At 40.3% G+C, this 25039-nt stretch carries 15 protein-coding genes; 4 read left to right on the top strand and 11 right to left on the bottom strand.

Translation table 11 applies throughout. The annotated features are described in order from the left end of the window. Positions 1-121: 121 nt before the first annotated feature. A complete protein-coding gene (locus tag Q4575_RS07520; RefSeq protein WP_303522037.1) occupies positions 122-11215 on the bottom strand; it encodes a pullulanase-associated domain-containing protein in 11094 nt (3697 codons plus the stop codon). 32 nt (positions 11216-11247) lie between these two features. Next, entirely contained in the window at positions 11248-12186 is a 939-nt protein-coding gene (locus tag Q4575_RS07515; RefSeq protein WP_303522036.1) for a hypothetical protein, read from the bottom strand. A 162-nt stretch (positions 12187-12348) separates the two neighbouring features. On the opposite strand from Q4575_RS07515, the gene mtnN reads away from it, so the two are divergent. Genes mtnN through Q4575_RS07500 form a run of 3 tightly spaced genes read left to right on the top strand, consistent with a single transcriptional unit; the run spans position 12349 to position 14417 of the window. Further along, a complete protein-coding gene (gene mtnN, locus Q4575_RS07510; RefSeq protein WP_303522034.1) occupies positions 12349-13047 on the top strand; it encodes a 5'-methylthioadenosine/S-adenosylhomocysteine nucleosidase in 699 nt (232 codons plus the stop codon). A 38-nt stretch (positions 13048-13085) separates the two neighbouring features. Then, on the top strand, positions 13086-14030 hold the full coding sequence (locus tag Q4575_RS07505) for a cobalamin biosynthesis protein (protein ID WP_303522032.1): 945 nt from the start codon (positions 13086-13088) through the stop codon (positions 14028-14030). Then, positions 14031-14417, top strand: coding sequence for a rhodanese-like domain-containing protein (locus Q4575_RS07500; RefSeq protein ID WP_303522029.1), 387 nt, complete (start codon positions 14031-14033; stop codon positions 14415-14417). A 121-nt stretch (positions 14418-14538) separates the two neighbouring features. Here Q4575_RS07500 and Q4575_RS07495 read toward each other — a convergent pair whose 3' ends face one another. The 5 genes from Q4575_RS07495 to Q4575_RS07475 all read right to left on the bottom strand — a co-directional run bounded on the left by Q4575_RS07495 (position 14539) and on the right by Q4575_RS07475 (position 18298). Further along, positions 14539-15282, bottom strand: a complete 744-nt coding sequence (locus Q4575_RS07495) for an SGNH/GDSL hydrolase family protein (protein ID WP_303522028.1) — start codon at positions 15280-15282, stop codon at positions 14539-14541. Positions 15283-15707: 425 nt separating this feature from the next. Further along, a complete protein-coding gene (locus Q4575_RS07490) occupies positions 15708-15893 on the bottom strand; it encodes a hypothetical protein (protein WP_303522026.1) in 186 nt (61 codons plus the stop codon). Between the two features lie 79 nt (positions 15894-15972). After that, positions 15973-16323 (bottom strand): DUF5329 family protein, encoded by a 351-nt coding sequence (locus tag Q4575_RS07485; RefSeq protein WP_303522024.1) that lies wholly within the window; start codon positions 16321-16323, stop codon positions 15973-15975. A 122-nt stretch (positions 16324-16445) separates the two neighbouring features. Further along, entirely contained in the window at positions 16446-17918 is a 1473-nt protein-coding gene (locus tag Q4575_RS07480; RefSeq protein ID WP_303522022.1) for a L,D-transpeptidase, read from the bottom strand. Beyond that, positions 17918-18298: a rhodanese-like domain-containing protein gene (locus Q4575_RS07475; protein WP_303522020.1), complete on the bottom strand. Its 381-nt coding sequence runs from the start codon at positions 18296-18298 to the stop codon at positions 17918-17920. Before Q4575_RS07475 ends, Q4575_RS07480 begins: the two co-directional genes overlap by 1 nt. A gap of 130 nt (positions 18299-18428) precedes the next feature. On the opposite strand from Q4575_RS07475, the gene Q4575_RS07470 reads away from it, so the two are divergent. Further along, a complete protein-coding gene (locus tag Q4575_RS07470) occupies positions 18429-18896 on the top strand; it encodes a thioredoxin family protein (RefSeq protein ID WP_303522018.1) in 468 nt (155 codons plus the stop codon). 101 nt (positions 18897-18997) lie between these two features. Here the strand turns inward: Q4575_RS07470 and lysS are convergent, their stop codons facing one another. From lysS to secA, 4 genes are all read right to left on the bottom strand, one after another. After that, a complete protein-coding gene (gene lysS / locus Q4575_RS07465; RefSeq protein WP_215963475.1) occupies positions 18998-20566 on the bottom strand; it encodes a lysine--tRNA ligase in 1569 nt (522 codons plus the stop codon). A 52-nt stretch (positions 20567-20618) separates the two neighbouring features. Next, positions 20619-21717, bottom strand: a protein-coding gene (gene prfB, locus Q4575_RS07460) for a peptide chain release factor 2 (protein WP_215963474.1) whose coding sequence is annotated in 2 segments (ribosomal slippage) — positions 20619-21641 and positions 21643-21717 — 1098 coding nt in all. Because the reading frame shifts where the segments join, the coding sequence is not laid out codon by codon here. Positions 21718-21825: 108 nt separating this feature from the next. After that, positions 21826-22221 (bottom strand): 8-oxo-dGTP diphosphatase MutT, encoded by a 396-nt coding sequence (gene mutT, locus Q4575_RS07455; protein WP_303522015.1) that lies wholly within the window; start codon positions 22219-22221, stop codon positions 21826-21828. Between the two features lie 90 nt (positions 22222-22311). Further along, positions 22312-25017 carry a preprotein translocase subunit SecA gene (gene secA, locus Q4575_RS07450; protein WP_215963472.1) on the bottom strand — a complete coding sequence of 902 codons (2706 nt, stop codon included), beginning with the start codon at positions 25015-25017 and terminating at the stop codon, positions 22312-22314. Positions 25018-25039: the final 22 nt, after the last annotated feature.

Raw genomic sequence — 25039 nt, 5'->3', positions numbered from 1 at the left:
TCTCCAAACAAAACGTTATATTTCTGATGTATTGTTTAAAGCAATTACCACGCCATCTCTTTGCAATATGTTAAAAATAAAAAGCCACAACACGTTGTGGCTTTAATATTAAAATGGCGACTTAGTCATATTTTTCGACTGGATACCAAGTAAGGTCCACTTCTTCAAATATACCGTCACCGTCGTTATCAACTTGCAGCTCGACAACACCGTTTAGATAGTCACCTATCGAGTCATCAAAAGCGACTTGCCAAACCAATCGGTCAGTAAATGTCTCACTGTTATAATCAATTACTACCGCCCCTTCAGTATCGAGGTGCCACGTAAAGTTATGAATACCATCCCACTCCATAACACCTGTACCGTCCTGATTAAGGATAATAGAGCGCTCAACCAATATTTCATCGACATATTCATATAAAAGATGACTCCCCACAACGTCGTCCAATCCCATTGCAATAACCTGATCAAGTGGGATCAAAACAGCATCAACAGTTTCGCTATCATAATTGCCATCTAGGTCATCATCTATCGTTAGAACAACTTCAAGTCCGGCTAGCGCGCCGTTTTCATCACGTTTATGATTTTTGAATCGGTATATATCAGGAAGTCCACCGCTCCCGTAATCAACATTAATTTCCATTAAATTAGGATCAAACTGCCAATTAAACGTCTCTATGCCGTCCATTTCATCCCAGATCGCATAGCCGGTTCCATTAGTTTGGAAGTTCTGTTGGTAGCGGGCGTGTTCGTCGATGACATATAAATTAAATGCGCCGTCAATGTCTTCGATGGCCACATAATCTGGGCGATACGCATTTGCGTCAATCATTGTGGCTTCAGCGTCTAATTGTGATGTGTTTACGTCAATAATAGATAATATTCCGTTGGCAACGGTCACTTCTTTATCTAGGCCATTCAACCCGTGATTACTGTCACTTTCGTCAACAACAACTGACGTCATAATGAAAGTATCTTTATCCCAAGTGTAGGTTCCATATTCACCGGTCACTTGCTGAGTATTTGAATCCTCAGTGGTATGAATATAGAAATATCTATTTGCGTCGATAATCGTTAGTACGCTATGGCCCGCAAAGCCTCCTGAACTTGGTGTAATCCAAGAACCCGCAATTTCATTTTCGCCAACAATACGATGTAACTCAAACGTTTCGCCACCATTTTCATATAATGTCAGCATGTCTCCATTATATGATAGCTGCGAAGGTTCAGTCGTAAGGCCCGCATCTCCGTCGCTCTCACCAATCAAATAAGCTTGGAATTCACCAGTCGATTCGTTCCAACTATAGTTTCCAAACTCACCAGAAACTAAGTTGCTATTTTCCATATTTTTGGTGTGACCTAGGATATATTGATGGTCGTTAATAAAGATTAAGACATTATAATCTGAGTTATCGAGTTCATTGCCTAAATACCAAGCGCCAATTAAAGATTGTGAATAAACTTCCTTAGTCAGTAAGGCGTAAGAAAACTCCGTAAGGTTGTAGTTACCATCGCCATATTCTGAAACTTCTAATGTGACACTGCCTGAGAAATAGACTTGGTCATTTCTATCAGTGTAATGCCATGTCCAACGATCTGTCTCAATCGTATTAATATCGTCATAAACTACAACAACTCGACCTTCTGCATCAAACGACCAGGTAAACGTTTCTGGGTTTACATCCCAAGTTACAACGCCAGTACCATCTTCATTAAATACGATTTCTTGCTCCGTATTATTACTCGGATTGGTAAATGTATGTCTACCAGCCACATCTGTTAAACCTACATAGGCAAGAGTAGATTTAGAAGCACTAAAACGTTGTTCTAAATGTTTCTCGTAAATACCGTCATTATTGAAGTCAACTTCAATACCAACTATGCCTTCACTGTAGCCATACTCTTGCTCAAAAAACGTGCGCCAATACCAACGCTCAACTTCATTACTTGCGTCATAATCTACAATAACGCGACCTTCATCCGTTATAGACCAATAGAACAATTCTTCGCCAAATCCCCAGTCAATTACACCGGAATGATCTGTTTCAAATGTAACACCAACATCAATCAATTGGCCTTGGTCATTTAGTACATCGGTCAGAGTATGTTTGCCGATAAGCAAATTACTGAACATACTATGATGATTAATATACTGTTCAACATAAACCCCACGAGCTTCGAGGTCACTCATTTGGCTAATAATGACCGGTGATGAATTAGCTAACTCTACCCTTTCAAGATCATCAAAACTAAGTAAGAAACTCATGTCTTCGACAATCATGTCATTAATAAATAGCTCTCTTAGTTTTGTAAACTGACCAACCGAGTCATTTATCGCTTGTTGAGACCATTGAGGCCCCCAACCAAAGCTAAAGTTTTCAAGATTTACGAGTTTGCCAATTTCAACTGCTTCCGCATCAGAAACCTCACCATGAATGTATAAAGTTCTTAAGCTAGTTAATTGTCCAAGTACTGCAAAATCGCTCACTGTATGTGCGTCAAGTGCCAGCTCCAGAACTTCACTCCACGTTAGAATCACGTCCATTTCAATTTGCGTAGTGTCTTGTAATCCCCAAATATGTATTGCATTCATTGATGGATGATTACGCAACGATTCTATCGAAGTAACATTACCCGCGTTAATCCAAAGGGATTCTAGCGAGTCGATTGACGCTAAATCAGCTAAATCACTATTGTTAAAAATAGGGCTCGAAATAGCAAACCTACGTAAATAAGAAAGTGCCGTTAACGGGGAAAAGTCAGTAACGAATTCATTGTCGTAAATAGCAAAATCAGCAATATTTGGCAGCTGATGGATACCTGATAAATCAGTTACTTGGTAGCCGTTACAGACAACATTGGTGACAGAGTAGATTAATTCATCGGCATAACTATCGTTTAAACATGCCGATAATTCGGCATCGTTGAAATTCAACATAGAAACCGTTCGGGTATCTTCATAAGGCGTTGGGTCGTCAACGTCATTAATACCGTCATTGTCGTCATCTAAATCTTCATTATCGCCAATTCCATCCATGTCATTGTCAAATTGTTCAGCCGGATTATTTGGGAATACATCACCATTATCACCGACACCATCTCCGTCGCTATCGACTTGTTCGTTCGTATCAAATTGGAAGGCATCATTAATATTTAATACACCATCGGAATCCGCATCATCGTCAATCGCGTCGTTTACTCCGTCACCATCGGTGTCAATATTGAGCGGGTAAACTTCGTAAAAATTCAATCGTGGCAGGATCCGCATATACCAGTTTTCAACCTTGTTATTGAAGTCCCAGTAGTTGCTATTTTCCATTTCCCACTCAAGGACATAGAGTCGTTGGCCTTCTTGCGCTACCGGCACCCAATGACGTTTGTATTGTGGATTACAGTTCAGATCTGAATCAGCACAATTTACATTGTTGTATTGCTCATCAATGCCCGTTTCAATCGTAATGGTGCCATCTTTTAACTGCCAGTTATTGGCTATCCAACCCCCATTTGGATAACTAAGATCTAAATCGTTACCAAAGATGGTTCGACTTGCACCACCATTTTCCAAGCGGTAGCCATAAACCCAATCTGGCTTAACGCCATGTTCATCAAATGAATCAGGGTTTGTCATTGACCAGGCACTTAACACCGCTTGATCGACAATAAACGAGCTATCGACGCTGAGTTCATGTTCAACAACCAAGTCGTAATCACTATAATGTTCGCCGTTAAATTCAGACGACACAAGCGCAGAGAAAGACTGGGCGAATGTTTTATGCTTTTTAACTTTAACTAATCCTACTCCAGGATAAGTAAGTACCAACTCGCTATTTACAACCTGCCAGGTAAAGTCAGGAGTCAAACCGGTTATCGATACATTGTTGTTCATATCAACTATATCAGTGATGGTAGAATCGATTTCACCATCGTCGTCTGAGTCATATGGTAAACCTGGGAACGTGTAGACACCGTTAAAATTGGCCGTTGATAAAGTGTCAAATTGCATTTCAGATTCAACACGATAAGTCGCATTATATTGGTTTCTTATCGCTAATTTTGCCGCCGCACCAACAGAACCATATAACGCTTCTCGGTAGTTTTCATCAACAGGTAAATACGAAGCTGTGGTTACTATCCTAAAGTGGCGTTCCAACTGGCTTTCTTCAATTAACGACAGCTCTTCTTTCGTACTTCTAACTTCAACTTCAAAGCTGTTTTCACCAAATTCATCAACAAAATGTAACGCAGTATCGAAGTCGACAACACCAACATCAAGAAGATCCCAAGCCGTAAACCATACAACTTCAGTGTCACCGTTCAAGTCGGCAATCGCAGTATTATTAACTACGCTCCAAGTTCCTGAAATATCACCATTAAAATTAGAAGCACGGTATTCACCATTTGCCGCATAAGACAAGCGAATGCCATTTGCGGTAAACAAGTTAAAGTCTGGATTTGATCCACGACCAGAAGAGATCAGAATGTATTCGTTAGTAAATGAATTGGCATTAATCTCAACCTTTACACCATATTCTGGATCGAGAGGATCGACATCGTTTTCATCGTCAACACCGTCATTATCATCGTCTAAGTCGGCGTTATTACCTATCCCGTCTTGGTCTGTATCGTGCGACTCATTAGGATCAAATGGGAAACTATCGTCATTGTCGTTTACTCCATCATTGTCGTCATCGTTATCCCAAGTATCTGAAATACCGTCTAAGTCAAAATCAAAATCGCTAAATTCCGAAGTCTCTAAGAAACCAACATTAAACGTATCTGCTTTTATGTCCATTGGATCATATTGCCCAGCCCAAGCGGTAGGGTTATAGAAATATGAACCAACAAAGTAAGTGCGATTACCTACTGTTGAAAGTGGAGTGAATCGATATTCATAGTGAATAACACAGTCGATATCATTAACTGTACAGTCAGAATTTTCCGCCATGTCGCTGCGGTTAACAATATAACGTTCGACAAACGAGCCATCGATTGGGTCAATCTCCCAACGCTGATTTTCCACGACTGAGTTGTAATCAAAACCGCCGGTTTCCCAAATAAAGTGACCTGAATTCAAAGTAACTAAGAAGTCAAAATCATGAGGATATGGATTACCGCTTTCATCGTAGTTATCAGGGTCTAGTAGGTCCCAACTAAAGTTTACAAGATGATTAGCGATACCTGCGAAGCTCGCAGCTGAATCTTGAGCACCGATGTACCTATAATCGCTTAATACAGCGTCAACCATATTGTAGATATCCAACGAAGCATATGTACGTGGGTTCGTTAAAACATCAGTGGTGTCCCAACCATCCCTGTCATCTAAAGACAATACAAAGAACTGATTGGTATCACTCTCAGCGAGGTAAGCTTTAAAGTCCTGAGTCTGAATGCCTTCATTGACGTTGTGTGGAATAAAGTTAATACAACTATTGTCATCAACTGTGTCAACTGTCCAATAGGCACCAAATTCTGGATCTATGCCATCGGGTTCTAAGCCATCATTCCATTCAGTATCAGTTACCAATGAGCCTGTACATTCTCCACCAGACCATACATGTAATGTCCAACCGGTGAAGTTTTTATCTTCACGATTATAATAAATTACGGCTTGATTTTGTGTTGCAGTCGCGACTGGTGTTGGCATATCGTAGCCACCGGTACCATCAATCCACGCGCCCTCTATTTGCTCTTTAAGCTGAGTCGCAACTAATGAATGAACAGATGACATCCCATCAAATTCGTCATAACGAGTGAGAACAATTAAATCACCATCCTCTGTTGTTAGGTGCAATTTACCATCTATATCTATTGCCCACGAACCTTGAATATCCAAAATTTTAGACTCAAATGTTGTCGACGAGAACTCAACGGCAACATCTTTAATCATCGAGTCGTCTGAACGAGTATCGATAAGGACTGGCATCGCCCATGTTTTGTCTACAATTTCAGAATCAACAAAAGGAATAGATGTTGAGTCACTTAGTCTTGTTAACTCCACAATTTCTGCGTTTTCGACCAATAGTGGGGTTAACGATGTTGACCCTGTTAACAACTCTCTTTGCCAGTCATTAACAAATAAGATCTGTTCTTTCTCAATTGTATAAAATGTATCGACTAAGCCATCTTGTTTAATGAGATAAAGATCATTGCCAATGCTTTGCTCTCTAACAACAACGTCAGATGAGCCTATTATGTTGTAATAGGATTCCGCCGTTTGATAATCAATTATCCCCATTTCAGCGAGATAGAAAACATCTTCAATATAGGTATCCACGTCAGATTCTGAATCAATGATTAAAACATCATCAACAATTGCGAACGTACCAACTTCATAAGTTTGGTCGTCCGCATAAACAAACACACCAGTAGAATGATCAAACGATACTAACGCCCCACTTTCTTCAATGGAGAAACTCGGTTTAGCCAAAGGAGAATTTGTGATTTCTAAGTAAGTGTTATCAATAACTGACGAGTCGATGGTCAGTTTAGCGCCAACACGAGGATCAGTTGGTGCTATGTCATCGGCATCTAGTACCCCGTCGTTGTCGTCGTCATCATCGTTTGCGTCGATAATACCGTCGCCGTCAAAATCGTCACCATTGCTCGTCGGATCCAAAGGATCGGTACCAAGTTGCAATTCAACTAAATCTGAGTAACCGTCATTATCGTCATCGTAATCGGAATTATTAGGAATATTATCGCCGTCGGTGTCGTCATCAGAAAAACTTCCTATTGCTACCGTATTGTCCCAAGCAGGCTGATAACGGCTTAAATCGTCAGGTGCAATGAAGTTAATACGAGGTAAAATATACCAGCGATCTTCCTCATCAGCGGTAATCGTTCCGTCGTAGTTCCAATCTTGAGTTCGTCTTTCACGTTCAAATACCGCGGTGAAACCCGAGCTATTCGTAGCGATGACATCCCATGTTCTTAGATAGTGATTTTCGTAAGCTGTGTTTTCGTCATACAATATTTCAAGAAATACCTGACTGTCATTAGCATCCCAAGTCCATTCAGTGCCTAAAGTAAAGAAGTCGACACCTTCGTTATACATGGTCCCTTTTTTGCCTGTAATCCCTCTATTTAACACGCCATTTGGTCCAAAACGATAACCCCAAACATTTTCAATTTTAAGTTTATCGCCGTCCCACTGATCTGCATAGCCACTGTTTATGTGTGCTATATGAACATTTGGGAACTCTTTACCTAAACCACCAATGAAGGTTGACGCGGAGTCGTCGAATGACGCTATTAGCACTGCAAGAACAAATTCACTTACACCATTTACTTGCTTATCAACCGTAGCTAAATACAGATTACCTTCTTGCTGTACCGCTGTATAAGTATAACTAACCTCACCGCTTGTTAAGACTAGTGCGCCATTATTCATTGACACATTGAAGTTGTCCTGAGCAATTTCGGTAAACGCAATATTGTCATTTGTGATTGTGAATAAATCACTTAATAAAGCGTAATTTTGAGAAAACGCTAGTTCGCTGGTTAAGGTGTAATCATAATTTAAAATCCAACGCCCAACGACGTCTGGCACACTCGAACCTAACGATATATTAGCGCTAACATCAAACAATTTAGCGCTGTAACTACCCAACATTTCTTCTTTACGAGGATCATTAACAAAGACATAGTCAGTAATTGGTTCTATTTCAAAGGCGTAGGTGTCTTCAACATTTACTTCCAGTTCGCCAGGTACGCTGTCATCAACCAAAACAATTGATTTATTTACGACACCCGATGACACCATAATCCAATTCTGGCCTAACTGGCCATTTTCATAGGCGCTATTTAATTCATCAACAACTTCTTGAGTGAATGCAAAGCGCTCTAATATTTGATCAAATGGGTAATAAATTGTTTCACTGTTTACAGTTGGGCCATTTTCCAACACCACAGCATCATCACTTATACGCCAGTCAAACTCAGCTTGAGTTATCCCATTTTGTAAACCGTGATCTGCGATCAATGTTTTACTGCTGCCAAACGTAAAGGTTTCAGCACTTTGCGGTAAAATGCCATTTTGCCAAACACCAGTGCTTACGAAGACTTTGCCGTCTACCATAGCCGTTGTAAACTCTTTACGTTCACCGACTAATGGATCAAATGGATCGGCGTCAATTTCATCGGCTACACCGTCATTATCATCATCTAAGTCGGCATTGTCGCCAATACCATCTTTATCAAAGTCGGAGGTTTCTGCTGAATTTAATGGGAAAGCATCAACTGAGTCTTCTGCACCATCGTTGTCGTCATCTTTATCAAAACAGTTGCTAATTCCATCGCCATCAAAATCTTGATTACAGCCTTTAATATAACTAATGGCAAATGACGTCACCTCGTCAAATTCGTTATTATTGGTTGTATCTCGAGAAAGTTGCACGGTTCCAGAAGTAAACGTATTTTGTTTTAATAGTAATTCAATAGAAGAAGAGCCACTGACGCTAAGATTTAACCGCCCTTCGGAATTAATAGCCCACGTTAAAGGAGCGAGGTAATTACTCATCGAATCGGCTAATTCCGCATTGTAATATTCCGCGCCGTTAATTAAGTAACCAGTTTTATCTTCATTGAAACGAATGACGACCTGATTGCCCGTTTCAGTATCATCTAAACGATAGTTTCCTAAAGTGATATTCTCATCTATAAGCGGTATAAATGTTTCTGCAACATCGGCACAGGCATTAACTTTTGAAGTTGTTGAGAAGAGTTTTGAAGTCGCGCCAGTTGTTGCCCAGAAAACCCCCTGTTTAACTGACCCTGCCAATAATCTAAATGTTGTATCGGTACTATTTTCAGTGACGACCAATCGTCCCTCATCTGAAACATCCCATGATACAGCACTACAAACTCCAGTCTCACTGCCGGCATTTACTTGCCCAGAACCATCTTGATTTAAGAAATAACTATAAACTGAATCTGACTCTGCAAAATACAAACTAAGCGTTGCAGGAATAGAAGATTTAGTTAGAACGGCGTCACGAATAGATTTTGCAATCGCCACGCTACCTTCGTTCATGCCTGATTTACTTTCCACAGAATGGAAGGTTAATCGACTATTAACAAAACTATCAAACTCAATCTCAACACTCTTTGAGAGGGCACACGGCGTACCAACAACACATTTACGGCCTTGCGTACCATAGCTTGAAATATTCACGGTATTTGATGAAACCGAATATGAAAAATGTTCAAACTTAGTTGCGTTAGCTGGGTAATAATAGAACCCTGTATTGTCAGGCAATAACGTAAAGGTGTCGTCCGAGCCCACAGTTTTATAGGTTTTGTTAAAACTAAAGTCGCTTGGTAACGCGCTGTTACTTAAGTTGTAAGCTAAGTCAGAAAACGCATAGGTATTGTTATCTATATTCACAACAGTCGAAACATTGTAAGCAATAGAGTCTGTTACTTTACGAACCCGTCGGTAAGTAATATTTTGGGAAGGGGTTCCAGCACTACCTACGATAGCAACATTTAAGCTACCTAAAGCATCGATGGTCCAATTAAAATTGACCAAATTACCATTAGAATTAGTGAAACTGCCTTGAGAATCTTCACCAAACATCAACATTTGTGATGAGGCATTTAGCAGTGCGTTGTCCGTTGGTGCTGACGAATTATCAACAACAGTAAGGAACAATTCTTTGTTCAGCAACGATGATGTATTGTACGCGATTAAGTCAGACTGATTAATTGACGTAATAGAGACACTTTCTGATTGAAATGACGTTGTTTCGCCACTTGAATTATTACGGTACTCTCCTCTCACTCTCACCAACCAACTGCGGCCATTGGCGTTATTAGCTAACTGGTTAATTGAAAAACCGTTAATGAATAATGTATTGTCGTCCTTTGCAGGATAAAGAGGCTCAGACAAAGTAAACGATGAATCAAATGTCGCAATTACTTGAGTACCTGACACCGCCCAACTGAAAGAACGATCGCCAGCGGTTAGAAATTGACTGACAGTACCGACATTATTTGCGTTTAACGATACACCGCCAAATAACAATTTAGAATTTTTAAATAAACTACTAAATGAACGAACGGTGTTTGCGACCACATAGTTGCCAATAAACTCTTGCTCATCGGCACTTGGAACCAAGTTTTCGTCTTCAATTATATCTTCTACAAGGTCTTCGAGGGTCAGAGTGTCAATGTCATTGTTTTCGGCAACAACTTGTTCGATACTTTCTTGAACAAACAGATCTTTGGCCTGCTCATCTTTTATTAGGTCCTCAACCAGTTCTAAAACTGTGTTGGTATTTTCAGGTAAATCCGCGCCGTAATCGACAACTAACTGAATGACCGCAGCAACTTGAATAACCTCTTCATTGTCAACCTGTTCAACTAATGCGTCGTACTCGCCTTGATTTAATACGGCACCTTCTACAGGGGCTGTTTCGCCACTTTGCTCTTCAATGATATCTTGAACAAGAACGTAAATCGCCGTGGTGACGTTAGATACATTAATATTGATATTTTCAGAGGCTGTTAATTCTCCGTCACTGCCGGCATCTTCAAGAAGCGATTTACCATCGCCTAAATAAGATTTAAATTCTACAGATTCAAAACCGCTACCAGGCTGACCTACAGCAGTAACTTCAAATACGGCGTCTTCATCAACAAATTCAATTGGGATACGATAAAGGCCATTTTCATCTGCAACAACTTCAAAGGTTTCTTCACCGACACGAATTGTCACTATTGCGTTTGGGATTGGATCATCAACAACAGCACCTGAAATGACAATTTCGCCATTAGCATAAAGCTCTAGCGTAATATCATGAAATATCTGGGATGCGGCTATCGTGTCGGACTCAACGACTTCGGCGTAAACTCTTAACGTAACTTGTTGGTCTTCGCTGATGTCAGGGGTTGTGAAATCAACTATAGATGAACCATCAACTACGTCGGTCCAAACCAATGGCATTGTAAAACCAGACGGCGCGTCCACAACTTCCCAACGCACTTGGCTCGGTAACTCTTCAATGCCGTTTGTTGCGGTTACATCAGCTCGAATCGACCAAGCTGTTTGCTCTTGAATCTCAACCATTTGAGCAGCCACAATTGAAAGTGAAGCTTCGGTCTGACGGTCGATTATTGCTCCTTGAGTAACTTGAACTTCGTCATCTTTATCCAGACAACCAAAAAGCAAAACGGAGCAAAAAACTGCCCCCGTTGTTTTAAGCCAATTTGTCATTTTTATTTCCTTGTCTTACATGCCGTATAATTTTAATTGATCCAAAGTATTCCAAAACTAAACTGCGTCCCAGACATATCAATGTCTGGAATAGAGGCCGTTCGTTCAATTCCACCGCTATTTTCATCTTTAAATGTGGTGCTCATTTCACTAAATTGAGCCATCATAAAATCCGCATTAAATGTGAGTGCAATGCCCTTTTTAATTTCATAACTTACGCCAGCATTTAACCTTGCCTCAAACCCATTAAAAGATTCATCTATCGATTCAATTCCATATTGCTGCTCTAGTTGTGAATTTTTCGCCGTCGCTAATACTGGCAACGCCAAGTTTGCCCCGACATGCCAAGTCAATCGCTTTCTAGCATTGGAAAAAGCCGTATTGTAGTGAATGCCTGCAATTGCATTAAAATATGTTAGATCTTCTTCTATGGCGAGTGGTGATGTCAAAATTTGAGGTGGGTTAGGATCAGTGAAATATTTATCACTTTCTCTAATTTCATTATTTAGTTCAGCTGCACGGCCTATTGTTTCAAAATTTGAACGCACAAAGCCTATGGTTTTTAATTGGCCACCAAATGCGACATAAAATTCATCATCAACATGATAAACCCCCTGGGCGACCATATCGGCTAAACTTAATTTACTGGTATTTTGTTGAACAATGCCGTACTCGCCAACCGACCAAGTGTCTTTGGTATATTCTTTGGTAACATCGGATTTAGTATTGAGTAAAAAGCCCCATTTGCCGGTGAGACTGGTATAGGAGCTTGCATAAAGAACAGTATTTGTGACACTGATATCCGTCGCTAAGTCGCCAATGCCAGCAAAATCTTTCAGTGATTCTTGATAACGAATTGTTTGCATACCGACTTGTGTAGAATTCAAACCGGGGTAATTTTTATCTTCAGCGCTACAATTCATGCTGACTAAAACCAAGCTTATACACGTTGCAATACTACGAATCGACATCTTCTTTCCATGTTTGGTGTTTTTATAATTCTTGGCAAGTATAGAATAAAAAATAGCAAATAGAAAACCCCACCAAGTTAACTTATAATGTATTTTTTATTATGTATATTACGGTTTTAATTAACCTTTATATCCAAATTGCAATTAGGGATTTACCTACTCATGACAATCGCAATCATTGGCGCTATGGCACCAGAAGTCGCTATTTTAAAAGACCAACTACAAAATATAAAGTCCACAAACGTGGCTGATTTTTGTTTTTACCAAGGAACGATTGATAATAAGTCAGTTGTATTGGTTCAATCGGGTATAGGTAAGGTTGCTTCTGCCGTTGCAACAACACTCGTGATTCAATTATTCAAACCTGACTATGTTATAAATACAGGCTCTGCAGGTGGTTTTGACTCAAGTCTTAAAGTAGGTGATATTGCGGTAGGGAACGAACTTGTCCATCATGATGTTGACGTAACAGCATTTGATTATGTTTATGGCCAAGTACCAAACATGCCGGCTCGTTTTGTTGCAGATCCAACATTAATAGCGTTAACCCAAGATTCAATTGCCGAACTAACCGACATAAATTGTAAAGTTGGGCTTGTAGCCACTGGCGACAGTTTTATGTGTGACCCAGCTCGGATCGAAGAAACCCGCGTTCGTTTTCCAGATATGTTAGCAGTTGAGATGGAAGGTGCGGCTATTGCTCAAGTATGTCATCAATTAAATACCCCATTTGTCGTTATCCGTTCATTATCTGATATTGCCGGTCAAGAATCTCCGGTATCGTTTGAAGCTTATTTGGAAATTGCCTCTAAAAATTCTTCCCAATTGGTTTTGAACCTCATCTCAAAAATTAGCGCATAACTGGCCTGCCAAATTTGAACCTTTTGGAAGGTTGGCCTGTGCTACAACAATCACCAGAATTGGCAATGGTCATTCTGGTGATTGTTATCGAATGGTTGCTGCCACTTGGCAATCGCTTTCATATTGAAAATCTGTTCATCGGTTTGGCCAATGCAATACGTGTCAAATTGCGACTTCAAAGAACCAACATTAATCACACATTAAATGGTGTGTTAGCTCTTGTGTTCTATCTTGTATTTATCGCTATAGTGCTGTTTGCCGTTTTGTTCGCCTTTGAAAACGATGTCTGGACTCAAGGTTTTTTACTTTACCTTAGCTTGAGCCTGTCGACTCATACCCGCGTATTTCAGCAACTTCGACCACTTTTAGAAAACAACCAAAAAAGTGCGGCACGAACCTTATTAGCAACCATCACTATTTGGGATACCACCAAACTGAGTTTACTTGGTATCAATAAACTGATTCTCGAACTTTTGATCTTTCGTTTTGTGCATGGATGGCTGTTCCCTCTGATTGCGTTCGGTTTGTTCGGCGCAGCAGGTAGCCTGCTTTATATTGCCATCGTCGCCACACAATTTGCATGGTTGTCCTACGACAAAAAGATAAGCGACTTTGGTCAATTTTCAACTCGAATGCTAGACACTTTAAGCTTTATTCCTTCTCTATTTTTAGCCCCTATGTTTTCAGTATTTTGTTCTAGTCCTGGATGGTTAAACACTTTTTCAAATACAAAAAAACAATGGACAGAAAATAGAGGCTCGCTAACGCACTTATTATGGCTCGCAATTGTTTCTGCTGGTTGCAAATGTGAATTAGCGGGACCGCTGATGTTAAACGACCATAAAGTCCCTAGACCAAGAATAAACTTCGCTAAAGCTATTGGCCCCGAACATATAACCCAATTATTAAATTGGATCGTGCGCTTTAAGATATTTACGCTAACGTTATTGGTAACGGTTCTTCTTATTATTGGATTAAAATAAATGAAATTAACTTCACTTTTTTTGTCACTGCTAACCTTATTTAGTTTTTCATCAGGTGCAGCCTACTTTGGTTCTTTGGAGCTAATTGATGCTGAGCAACTTAATAAAGAACGGGAAAAATACATTGTATTAGATGTTAGAACTGCTGAGGAATTTAAAGCTGGTCACATTGCTGGTGCAGTAAACATTCCGCACAAAAACATTAGCGAACATATAGAAACGATTAAAACTTGGCAGGATAAAACTATCGTGGTGCACTGCAAAAGTGGTTATCGAGCAGGCAAGGCTGAATCAGTACTTACCTCTAACAAGATAACAAATATGGTGCATCTAGATGGCGACTTTGACGGCTGGCAAGACAACAATCAACCGATTGTTAAAGACTAGCTCATTCATTGTTTTTCATTACGTGTTTTTCATTACGAAGCATACTTTTGATGTAACCGTTATTCGGTATAAATAAGTTTCAAAGTAATCAAACCGACTCTGCTCATGCTCCGCTTAATGACTATGGTTTAGGAAGTAGTGGAGCTATTACCTCAAACACCTGTTTTGCTAAATACTTATAACCAGCGGAAGTAAAATGAACATCCCCTTGTTTCTTTTGAATCGCTGGTATTTTTAACAAGGCATGTGAATGTAAATCATTGATCACTACGTTGTTCTTCATCGCGAGTTGCTTCACGATATCGTTATAAATAATTTCATCGCCAACTTTTCTGCCAACCTCACCCTCTGGCACAGGCGTGGTAGCAGACCAAATAAGCTTAGCTTTAGTAGCCTTTAGCCTATGTATCAACTGAGTCATATTTTGTTTGTACTGAGTCGGCGTTGTCGTCAACGACCCGTTTATTTTGTCTCTATGGCCAGTATTTTTTGATTCAGGATGACGATAACAAATATCCCACAAGCCCCAGTTAAAACTGATCACATCCCAATTACGCGTCCTAAGCCAGTCATCGATATGCTCTAATCCATAAGAAGAATATCGACCATTTGTCGGGATCCGAAAAACATCCGCCTTACCTTTCAGCAACTTTCTAACATGCACTGTATAACCAATGGAAATAGAGTCTCCAATAAGCAAAACATTTGGCAAATTAGGGTTATCCTTCGGATTTGAGAACGCTTTTTTAAACTCTTTGCCAGTATACAATTCATTGCTACTGGCTAGGTTTTCTTCGCTATATGCATTTTGCGCAAACAGAGTAACTAGGCTCAACAGTAACAAACGAACAAATGTGATTCTCATAAATGGCCTTTCAGTAAACAAGGCGCCTCGCTAGATGCCTAAAATTGTTGGTTAAAAATCTAATAAAAATAGGACCTGGACTTCGTACTCGTTTTACATAACGAGGCCCAAATAAAGTCAGCTCCCATCAAGCTGAAAATTCGTTTTAGCGTGTAAACACGTGCCACAAAACATAAATCCATGACAAAAAACCATGAAATATTGCCCATAATACTGACTGATTAACGCTCCAATAAATTACAATTGAAAGTGCCGTGCCAAATGTAATCCCATACTTTACGATTTCATTTCCTGATTTTTCCATTACCTAACTTCCTGTTTTTTAAAAATGAGTGATAACAAAGCGAAATTTCGCTCATGTTGATTGGTCAATCAAAGATTCTAAACATCGACATACTGAGCAACTTTTTGTTTAAATAAGTCAACTAGTGCAGGTTCCATGTACTCATAATTGTCAGGAAAGCCCAAATCACATCTTCAACCCCTAATGGAATTTCTGCATGGTTATTTAACGCTGCTGAGCGGACGCTAATATTCGCGATATCTGAAAATACCGATTCAGCGGTAGGACTTCGTAATTTATTTTGACTGCACACAAATAGTAAATTCATTTAGGCCTTAAGTCATAGCAAGAAAACAATAGAAATCCGAAACATACAGCAAGCAGTCTTGCTGACAACTTAATCTAGATTATTTCTTAGATGCTCTATAAGCGGCCAATTCGGCTAACAGCCATTGTTTACTTTTAATCTCAGGCTTACCTTCACAGTGGATTTTATAATGCTTACCTGACATTTTACTTTTAGTGGCTGAGTACTTTATAAAATCCTCTGTCGAATGAATATCATCAGCATAATACTCATATTTTTTCTTAATATGCGCCACGGCCTCTTGCCCATTATGGCGAGTACCATTGCGCTCATACGTACAAGATGTTGTGCTAACAAAAGTTAATAAATGATTAATTTCGTCCTGCGTAAATGCATAGCTTTTAATAGAAAAAACTGAAGCAATCATTAAGAATATGTAACCGAACTTCAAATGTAACTCTCCTTGTTAAACAATTTAATCTGAGGAAACACCCTCGTTTGATCGAGCCCCATTCGTTACAAACTTAACGCTTTATTAACAATCAAGTTTGCAGAAACTCGTAAAAATATTTTTTATAAAGCAGGATCAGCTTCTATTTCAGCAATGCCTATTTGACGCTTTTCATCTTCGGAGCTTTCGACAGAAGGTTGTTTTACCTCTTGTATATCAATATCAAATGGATTTATTTCTGGCTGCTCTGTCACTTTGCTGCCGGTGATTGATGTGTTGTCGCTAGATGTCGTTTCATCACCATAAGTATCGTCTTCTTGCCCTGTTAGTTCACCATTGCTCACTGTATTGCGCTCTTGCTCAGTTAGGTTTTCAATGCCACTCTCGCTTACCTTATTATCGGCAAGGGGCTTGTTTTCTAAATCGGACTGAGTATTGGTTAACGCAACCAAATCAAGTTCCTCAGGTGTCGCACTAACAATCACTTTGTCGCCGTTTTGTAACAGTCTAAAAAACACTTCAATGTCTGAATTTCGCAACCTAACACAACCGTGAGTCGTACGGCTTCCTATCGAACGAGGGTTAGATGTCCCGTGTAAAAACAATGAGTTGCCAAAGTGCATGGCATGGTTACCCATGATGCCGCGCCAACAACGTTCGCCTTTTGCCAGTTTTTGCCTAAACTCGCCTTCCATTTTTTTCGGCACACACCAATTGATGCCGTCGGGATCAAATAACTTAAATTCAATTTCAAACTGCCCTTCAGGGGTGTAATAACACTTACCGCCTTTAGCGGCAGATAAACATCGGTCATAACCAAGTGCAACCGGCGCTGTTACTAACTTGGTACTTTGCCCGTCGATGATTTCAAATACAGATACATTAAATGAGGTTTTATCAATTACCGCGACACGTTTTGCGTTTGCATCCCTTTCATACATTTTAGGACGCGTTCGATTTTGGACTTTGACTGGTTTAGCTAACCACATCGGCTCTGAAACTGGTTGCCAAGCCCCATCAGGGAAATGCCCGGTGATCCGAATTGTGTGATGGTCTTCTTCATTTGTAGTGAAAACCGAATCCGCCAATAAAATCTCACCACCTGTTTGTGTTGAACTTTCGTAATTATTCACGCTATCCTCGAAATCAGCATCGGTTGCACTGTCTGGTTCAAGTTCGGTTTTATTTTTTTGTTTAAGCGCAGCCGACAATGCACTTTGTTGATCTGGGTACCATAACGTCGACTCTAATAATTTATATGCCTTAGCCTTCGTATTTCGAGACTTTAGTGCTTTATGAATTATCATGGGAGGCGCAGAATGGGAAACCACTGTGCGCTCCTCTAACGCAGCCTTTATTGAAACGTATAAATGAGGTTCAAGGGGTTGCCATTCGCCTTCGGGGAAATGCCCAGTGACTTCTATCCATTCTTCATCTTGCTCACTTGACGTAAACAAAGTGCGGTCTGGCCAGCTTTCTATAATTACCCCATTGGGCAAATCAAAAACATCGATTTCAGCCTTAGTGATAAATGTTTTAGCGGCCAACAAGGGCAAACTTAAGCACAGTAAAAGACAAAGTAGTATTAGTCGCATTAATCAGTGTCGCCATGGTCAATAGGTAATAAACGCTCACACCAGGCTCTAAAACCGCCATCGAGAGACTTCACTTGAGTATAGCCAAGTTTTTGGAGCATATCCGCGGCGAGCGCTGATCTAAATCCGCCACCGCAGTACAGTACAATATGGGTTTGATAGTTAGGGATCTGACGTTCTATATCGCGTTCTAGAACGCCCCTTCCAATATGAATAGCATTAGGCAAATGCCCTTTAACCCATTCGTTATCTTCTCTTACATCAATAAGGATGAAAGGGGTTTGTTCAGAATTTATCAACAAATATTGATCGATATTAATTTCCGTAATTAACGGTTTTATATCGCTAACAACGCGCAGAAAGCCTGGAGAATGTTCCATGTTTCGGCCTCCAAAATGTTTACACTTATTGCAGAGTGCCAGATAAACTTTTTTCGGTCAAAACATTCATTATTTCATTGCATTAACGCATACTGAACAATCTTATCAATTGGAAAAACAGAACCTGAATATGCGTATAAAATTAGCGAGTTTGTGTCTTCTGTTGTTGAGTTTTAGCTCGACAGCTCACAACGATTATCACGTAGGCGTTATCAGTAGCGAAGATATCCTGCTGAATTTTGAAACATTTGCACCACATCAAAATGACGTCACTTTCACCGATGAACAACTATCCGCATTGAGTCAGTATACAACTCCTACTGAGATCAGGGTCTTTTTTGGACAATGGTGTCACGATAGCCAACGTGAAGTGCCAAGACTGATAAAGTTATTTGAGCAACTCGGTAATCAAAATCTATCGGTTGTTTATTATGGTTTAGATACAGACAAGTCAGACCCAGCAGGAAAAGCCAAATTAAACGATATTAAACGCACCCCGACCGTAATCGTTTTACAAGATGGCGCGGAAGTTGGCCGCATATTAGAATTCCCTACAAACGACTGGGCGACGGATATAGCAACGCTGCTAAAACTCTAAACCTGTGCGGCTTGGTATTAACATTAAATATAGGGCAAATTTCAGACATAAAAAAACCGACTAATGTCGGTTTTTTCTCATTGCTCACTTATACATTAAACTTATTCTGCATCTTCGCCTGTTGCGATTGGCTTCATGTGTGGGAACAAAATTACATCTTTGATCGTTGGCGAATCGGTCAACAACATCACTAAGCGGTCAATACCGATACCTTCACCAGCCGTCGGCGGTAAACCGTACTCTAAGGCTTGGATATAGTCTTCATCAAAGTGCATTGCTTCAATGTCACCAGCGTCTTTTTCTTCAACTTGTTTTTGGAAACGCGCGGCTTGGTCAGCTGCATCATTCAACTCAGAGAAACCATTAGCTAATTCTCTACCGCCAACAAAAAACTCAAAGCGGTCAGTAATAAACGAATCGTTATCGTTACGGCGTGCTAATGGTGACACTTCCCACGGGTAACCTGTGATAAACGTAGGTTGGTCTAGTTGCTCTTCCGCTGTCGCTTCAAATATTTCACAAAGGTATTTACCTGCACCCCAGATACCTTCAACTTCAGGTTCTTTGATGTGCAATGCCTTAGCGATTACTTTTAATGTTTCTAAGTTATTAACCGGATCAGCAATCGCAGCCGCCCATTGAGGGTTATTTGCTGCGTCGTCATAATATTTTAAAACTGCATCTGCCATAGTCAAACGCGTAAAGGGTTTACCAAAGTCATATTCTTTAGTTTCGAGCACTTCACCTTCGGCATTTTTCACTGTGTTTTTAACAACCGCAGTACCTAAGACGCTTTGAGAAACACTGCGAAGCATTTCTTCAGTTAAGTCCATCAAGTCGTTGTAATCTGCATACGCTTGGTAAAACTCAATCATAGTAAATTCTGGATTATGACGGGTCGACAAACCTTCGTTACGGAAGTTACGGTTAATTTCGAATACACGTTCAAAACCACCAACAACCAAACGTTTTAGGTATAACTCCGGAGCAATACGTAAATACATGTCACGAGACATGGCATTGTGATGTGTGATGAATGGACGTGCTGAAGCGCCACCAGGAATAACCTGCAACATAGGTGTTTCAACTTCCATAAAGTCACGGTCAGCTAAGAAACGACGAATGCCTTCAACGACTTTAGAGCGCACTACAAACGTTTTACGTGTCTCTTCGTTTGTGATCAAATCAACATAACGTTGACGATACTTAGCTTCTTGGTCAGTCAAACCATGGAACTTTTCTGGTAATGGACGCAGTGACTTCGTTAATAATTCATAACTTTGCATATCAACGTATAAGTCGCCTTTACCCGACTTATTTAACGGCCCTGACACACCAATGATGTCGCCAATGTCCAATACGCCATATTTGGCTTTTAAATCTTTTTGAACATCTTTTGATGCATAAGACTGTATGCGACCTTTCATGTCTTGTAATAACAAAAACGGGCCGCGTTTAGCCATAATACGTCCAGCAATACTGACCTTATGATTTAGCGCAACTAATTCTTCTTTCGACTTTTCGCCAAATTCTTGTTGTAAGTCGTCACTGTAATGTTCACGACGGAACGTATTTGGGTGACCATTTGCATCACAGTTCTCGCGAATTGTTTCTAATTTCGCGCGACGTTCGGCAATCAATTTGTTTTCGTCTTGAATTTGCTCAGTCATGTTTGTTCTCATCTAATTAATCTGTGTTGCGATAATTATCGCCAACGAATACTTAAAGGCCCGCTTTTAAGCTTGCCTCAATAAATTTGTCTAAATCACCGTCTAATACCACTTGAGTATTTCGGCTTTCGATCCCCGTTCTTAAATCTTTTATACGAGAATCGTCTAACACGTAGGAACGAATTTGACTGCCCCAACCAATGTCTGATTTGGCATCTTCGGCGGCTTGTTTTTCTTCATTCTGTTTCAACATTTCTAGCTCAAACAATTTGGCTTTTAATTGCTTCATTGCTTGGTCTTTATTTTTGTGTTGCGAACGTTCGTTCTGACACTGTACAACCGTATTAGTTGGTAAGTGAGTGATACGTACCGCAGAATCTGTGGTATTAACGTGCTGACCACCGGCCCCCGAGGCGCGGTAAGTATCAATTTTTAGGTCAGTGGTATTAATATCAATTGCGATGTTGTCGTCCACTTCTGGATAGACAAATGCCGAAGCAAATGACGTGTGACGACGACTGTTAGAATCAAATGGTGATTTACGAACCAAACGATGCACACCGGTTTCGGTACGACACCAACCAAATGCATATTCACCTGACACGCGAATTGTCGCGCCTTTGATGCCAGCAACATCACCAGGAGTTACTTCGATAAGTTCAGTTTTAAACCCCTTAGCTTCACCCCAACGTAAATACATACGCAACAAAATATTGCACCAGTCCTGCGCTTCTGTCCCGCCAGAGCCTGACTGCAAATCGATGTAAGCATCGTTTGCGTCCTGAGGACCGGCGAACATACGACGGAATTCAAGGACATCTAATTTTGCTTCAAGGTCGTTTAATTCTGTTTGTGCTTCTTCGAACGTTTCTTCGTCTTCAGCTTCAACCGCTAATTCGATTAACCCTTCAACGTCATCACAACCTTGATCAAGTTCGTCGATAGTATTTACAACGGCTTCCAAATTTGAACGTTCTTTACCTAAATTTTGAGCTTTTTCTGGATCATTCCAAACTGCGGAATCTTCTAATTGACCAACGACTTCTTCTAATTGCTCTTTCTTAGCATCGTAGTCAAAGATACCCCCGTAATACATCCGTGCGTGTGCGGATGTCGGTAAGTTGATTCTGTACTGGATTGACTTCAAACATATGTATTAAAAAACCTAAATTGATCCAAAATAAACGAGGGCGGAGTGTACCAAATTTGCAATAATAAAGTCAGCAGGCAACGGCGTTAAAAATTCAAATAAATGACGATTATTTTAGTTCATCACGAATTTTGGCTAATACCGGTACATTTGCATCAGGAAAAGTCAGTGCAAGTAATTCTGATTTATCAAACCAACTGACCTCTTGCCCTTCTAACCCGGCTTCTTCTCCGTCAAATTCACTCACCAGCAAAAAATCCAATTTAACGGTTTTTTCAGGATAGTCGAACTTCAAAGAATGGAACGGTGACGTTGTTGTCACTTCGATATTAATTTCTTCTTTAAGCTCTCTTATAAGGGCTTGCTGAACAGTTTCCCCCGACTCAACTTTACCACCGGGAAATTCCCACTTACCACCTTGGTGCTGATGAGACTGGCGTTTGCTCAGTAAAAACTGACCGTTGCGATAAATTATCGCGGCTGCGACATGAATTTGTTTATTCATTTAATTTCCTTTAGCCAACGTTTAAACCGCTATGCTCTAAACTAAAAAAAGCGGGCAAGCCCGCTTTCTTTTCATATCAAAGGCTGTCTATTAAGACAATTTACCGTGACATTGTTTGTACTTTTTACCAGACCCACAAGGGCAAGGTTCATTACGGCCAACTTTTGCTTGGTCTCTAATTTGAGGCGCTTGTCTTTCTTCATTAGAAAGCTGGCTCGATGTTTCATGTTGGTATTCTTTTGGCGTGTTTTCAGCTTGTTTACGACGCTGCTCTTCAACAGCCTCAACGTCTTCTTCCGCCTTAACTTGAACACGGCATAACATTTTAGTTACTTCCGCTTTTAACATTTCTAACATATCGCCAAACAATTCAAACGACTCACGTTTGTATTCTTGTTTTGGATTTTTCTGGGCGTAACCACGTAAATGAATACCTTGACGCAAATGGTCCATCGCCGCTAAATGCTCTTTCCAATATTGGTCAAGCGTTTGCAACATAACCGCTTTTTCGAAATGACGTAAAACCTCTTTACCAACCATTTCTTCTTTCGCGTGATACATTTCGTCAATTGTTTCAGAAACACGTTGTTTTAATGTTTCTTCATGCAGTTTTTGATCTTCGTCCAACCAGCTACGAATAGGCAAGTCGACAGCTAGATCTGATTTTAAACGTTCTTCTAGACCTTCCAAATCCCACATTTCGTCAAGTGACTGCTGTGGTATATAAGTATCTAGAATATTAGCGACAACTTCCTGACGGATACCGTCAATTACTTCGCCAATATCGCCGCCTTCCAATAATTCATTTCGTTGTGAGTAGATTACTTTACGTTGATCATTTGCTACATCGTCGTATTCAAGTAATTGCTTACGGATATCAAAGTTACGAGCCTCAACTTTACGTTGTGCATTTTCAATCGCTTTATTCACCCAAGGATGTTCGATTGCTTCGCCTTCTTCCATACCTAAACGACGCATCATGTTTGTGACTTTTTCAGACGCAAACAAACGCATTAATGTGTCTTCCATCGACAGATAAAAACGAGAAGAACCCGCATCACCTTGGCGACCAGAACGACCACGTAATTGATTATCGATACGGCGTGACTCATGACGTTCAGTACCGATAATATGCAGACCACCAGAGGCCAATACCGCATCGTGACGTTTTTGCCATTCCGCTTTGATGTGGGCGACTTGCTGTTCAGTCGGATTTTTCAAACGCGACGCTTCAGCTTGCCAGTTACCACCTAGTACGATATCGGTACCACGACCGGCCATATTAGTTGCAATTGTTACTGCGCCCGGTAAACCTGCATCTTCAACAATTTGTGCTTCTTTTTCGTGTTGTTTTGCATTCAGTACGTTGTGTTTAATACCTTCTTTTTTAAGGAATTTAGACAACAACTCTGACGATTCGATTGAAACTGTACCCACCAATGCTGGCTGACCACGTTTTTCACAATCTTTAATATCTTCAACAATAGCTTTGTATTTTTCAAGTTGCGTAAGATAAACCAAATCAGTTTTGTCTTTACGAACCATAGGTTTATTGGTTGGAACGACAACCGTATCCAAACCATAAATTTGTTGGAATTCAAATGCTTCTGTATCTGCCGTACCTGTCATGCCCGACAATTTGTCGTACATACGGAAATAGTTCTGGAAGGTAATTGATGCAAGCGTTTGGTTTTCGTTTTGAATCGCCACGCCTTCTTTCGCTTCAACAGCTTGGTGTAAGCCTTCAGACCAACGGCGACCTTCCATAGTACGACCTGTATGCTCATCAATGATGACAATTTGGTCATCTTGGACAATATAATCAATGTCTTTTTGATACATGATATGAGCGCGAAGGGCAGCATATACGTTGTGTAACAACGGAATGTTTGTTGCACTATAAAGCGAATCTTCTTTACCAATCACGCCACGTTCACGCAGAATTTCTTCCACTCTGATTTGGCCGCGTTCAGTTAGGTAAACTTGTTTTGATTTTTCATCAGCAGTGTAATCGCCTGTGCTTTCCACCCCTTCTTCGTCGTCTTTTTCTTGACGCTCTAACAGTGGTACAACACCATTAATTTGAAGATAAATTTCCGAATTGTCTTCGGCAGGACCAGAAATAATAAGCGGTGTACGGGCTTCATCAATTAGTATCGAGTCAACTTCATCGACAATCGCAAATGGTAATGAGCGTTGAACACGTTCTTTGGCATTAAATGCCATATTGTCGCGCAAGTAGTCAAAGCCAAATTCGTTATTAGTTCCATATGTAATGTCCGCCACATATGCTTTTTGTTTTGCATCGTGGGACATACCAGGAATATTACAACCAACCGTCATTCCTAAAAATTCAAATAACTCACGGTTAGTCTCAGCATCACGTTGAGCCAAGTAGTCATTTACGGTAATAACGTGCACACCGTTGTCGGTAAGCGCATTAAGGTATGCTGGTAACGTTGCCGTTAGCGTTTTACCTTCACCCGTTCTCATTTCGGCGATTGAGCCAGAATTAAGAACCATGCCACCCACAAGCTGCATGTCAAAGTGACGCATGCCGTATAAACGCTTACTGGCTTCACGTACCGTTGCAAAGGCTTCTGGGAGTAAATCGTCTAAGGTTTCGTTGGCTTCAAGACGTGCTTTGAACTCTGCTGTTTTTGCACGCAGTTCTTCATCAGAAAGGCTTTCAAATTGAGGTTCTAAGGCGTTAATTGCGGCAACAGATTTGTTTAATTGCTTAATTGTACGTTGGTTACGACTACCAAAAATTTTCGTTAATATCGATGAAATCATATTTATTCAGCTTGTACTTCTG

Source organism: Psychrosphaera sp. 1_MG-2023 (assembly GCF_030548245.1).
GTDB classification, from domain to species: domain Bacteria; phylum Pseudomonadota; class Gammaproteobacteria; order Enterobacterales; family Alteromonadaceae; genus Psychrosphaera; species Psychrosphaera algicola.
Note: the sequence above shows the minus strand (reverse complement) of the source record. Positions and strands in the feature narration are given on the sequence as shown.

Coding starts and splice junctions, on each gene's coding strand:
- Q4575_RS07470 (WP_303522018.1), top strand. CDS start 18,429: ATGCGTATAAAATTAGCGAGTTTGTGTCTTCTGTTGTTGAGTTTTAGC.
- Q4575_RS07500 (WP_303522029.1), top strand. CDS start 14,031: ATGAAATTAACTTCACTTTTTTTGTCACTGCTAACCTTATTTAGTTTT.
- Q4575_RS07515 (WP_303522036.1), bottom strand. CDS start 12,186: ATGTCGATTCGTAGTATTGCAACGTGTATAAGCTTGGTTTTAGTCAGC.
- Q4575_RS07520 (WP_303522037.1), bottom strand. CDS start 11,215: ATGACAAATTGGCTTAAAACAACGGGGGCAGTTTTTTGCTCCGTTTTG.
- Q4575_RS07495 (WP_303522028.1), bottom strand. CDS start 15,282: ATGAGAATCACATTTGTTCGTTTGTTACTGTTGAGCCTAGTTACTCTG.
- mtnN (WP_303522034.1), top strand. CDS start 12,349: ATGACAATCGCAATCATTGGCGCTATGGCACCAGAAGTCGCTATTTTA.
- Q4575_RS07475 (WP_303522020.1), bottom strand. CDS start 18,298: ATGGAACATTCTCCAGGCTTTCTGCGCGTTGTTAGCGATATAAAACCG.
- lysS (WP_215963475.1), bottom strand. CDS start 20,566: ATGACTGAGCAAATTCAAGACGAAAACAAATTGATTGCCGAACGTCGC.
- Q4575_RS07490 (WP_303522026.1), bottom strand. CDS start 15,893: ATGAATTTACTATTTGTGTGCAGTCAAAATAAATTACGAAGTCCTACC.
- mutT (WP_303522015.1), bottom strand. CDS start 22,221: ATGAATAAACAAATTCATGTCGCAGCCGCGATAATTTATCGCAACGGT.
- secA (WP_215963472.1), bottom strand. CDS start 25,017: ATGATTTCATCGATATTAACGAAAATTTTTGGTAGTCGTAACCAACGT.
- Q4575_RS07480 (WP_303522022.1), bottom strand. CDS start 17,918: ATGCGACTAATACTACTTTGTCTTTTACTGTGCTTAAGTTTGCCCTTG.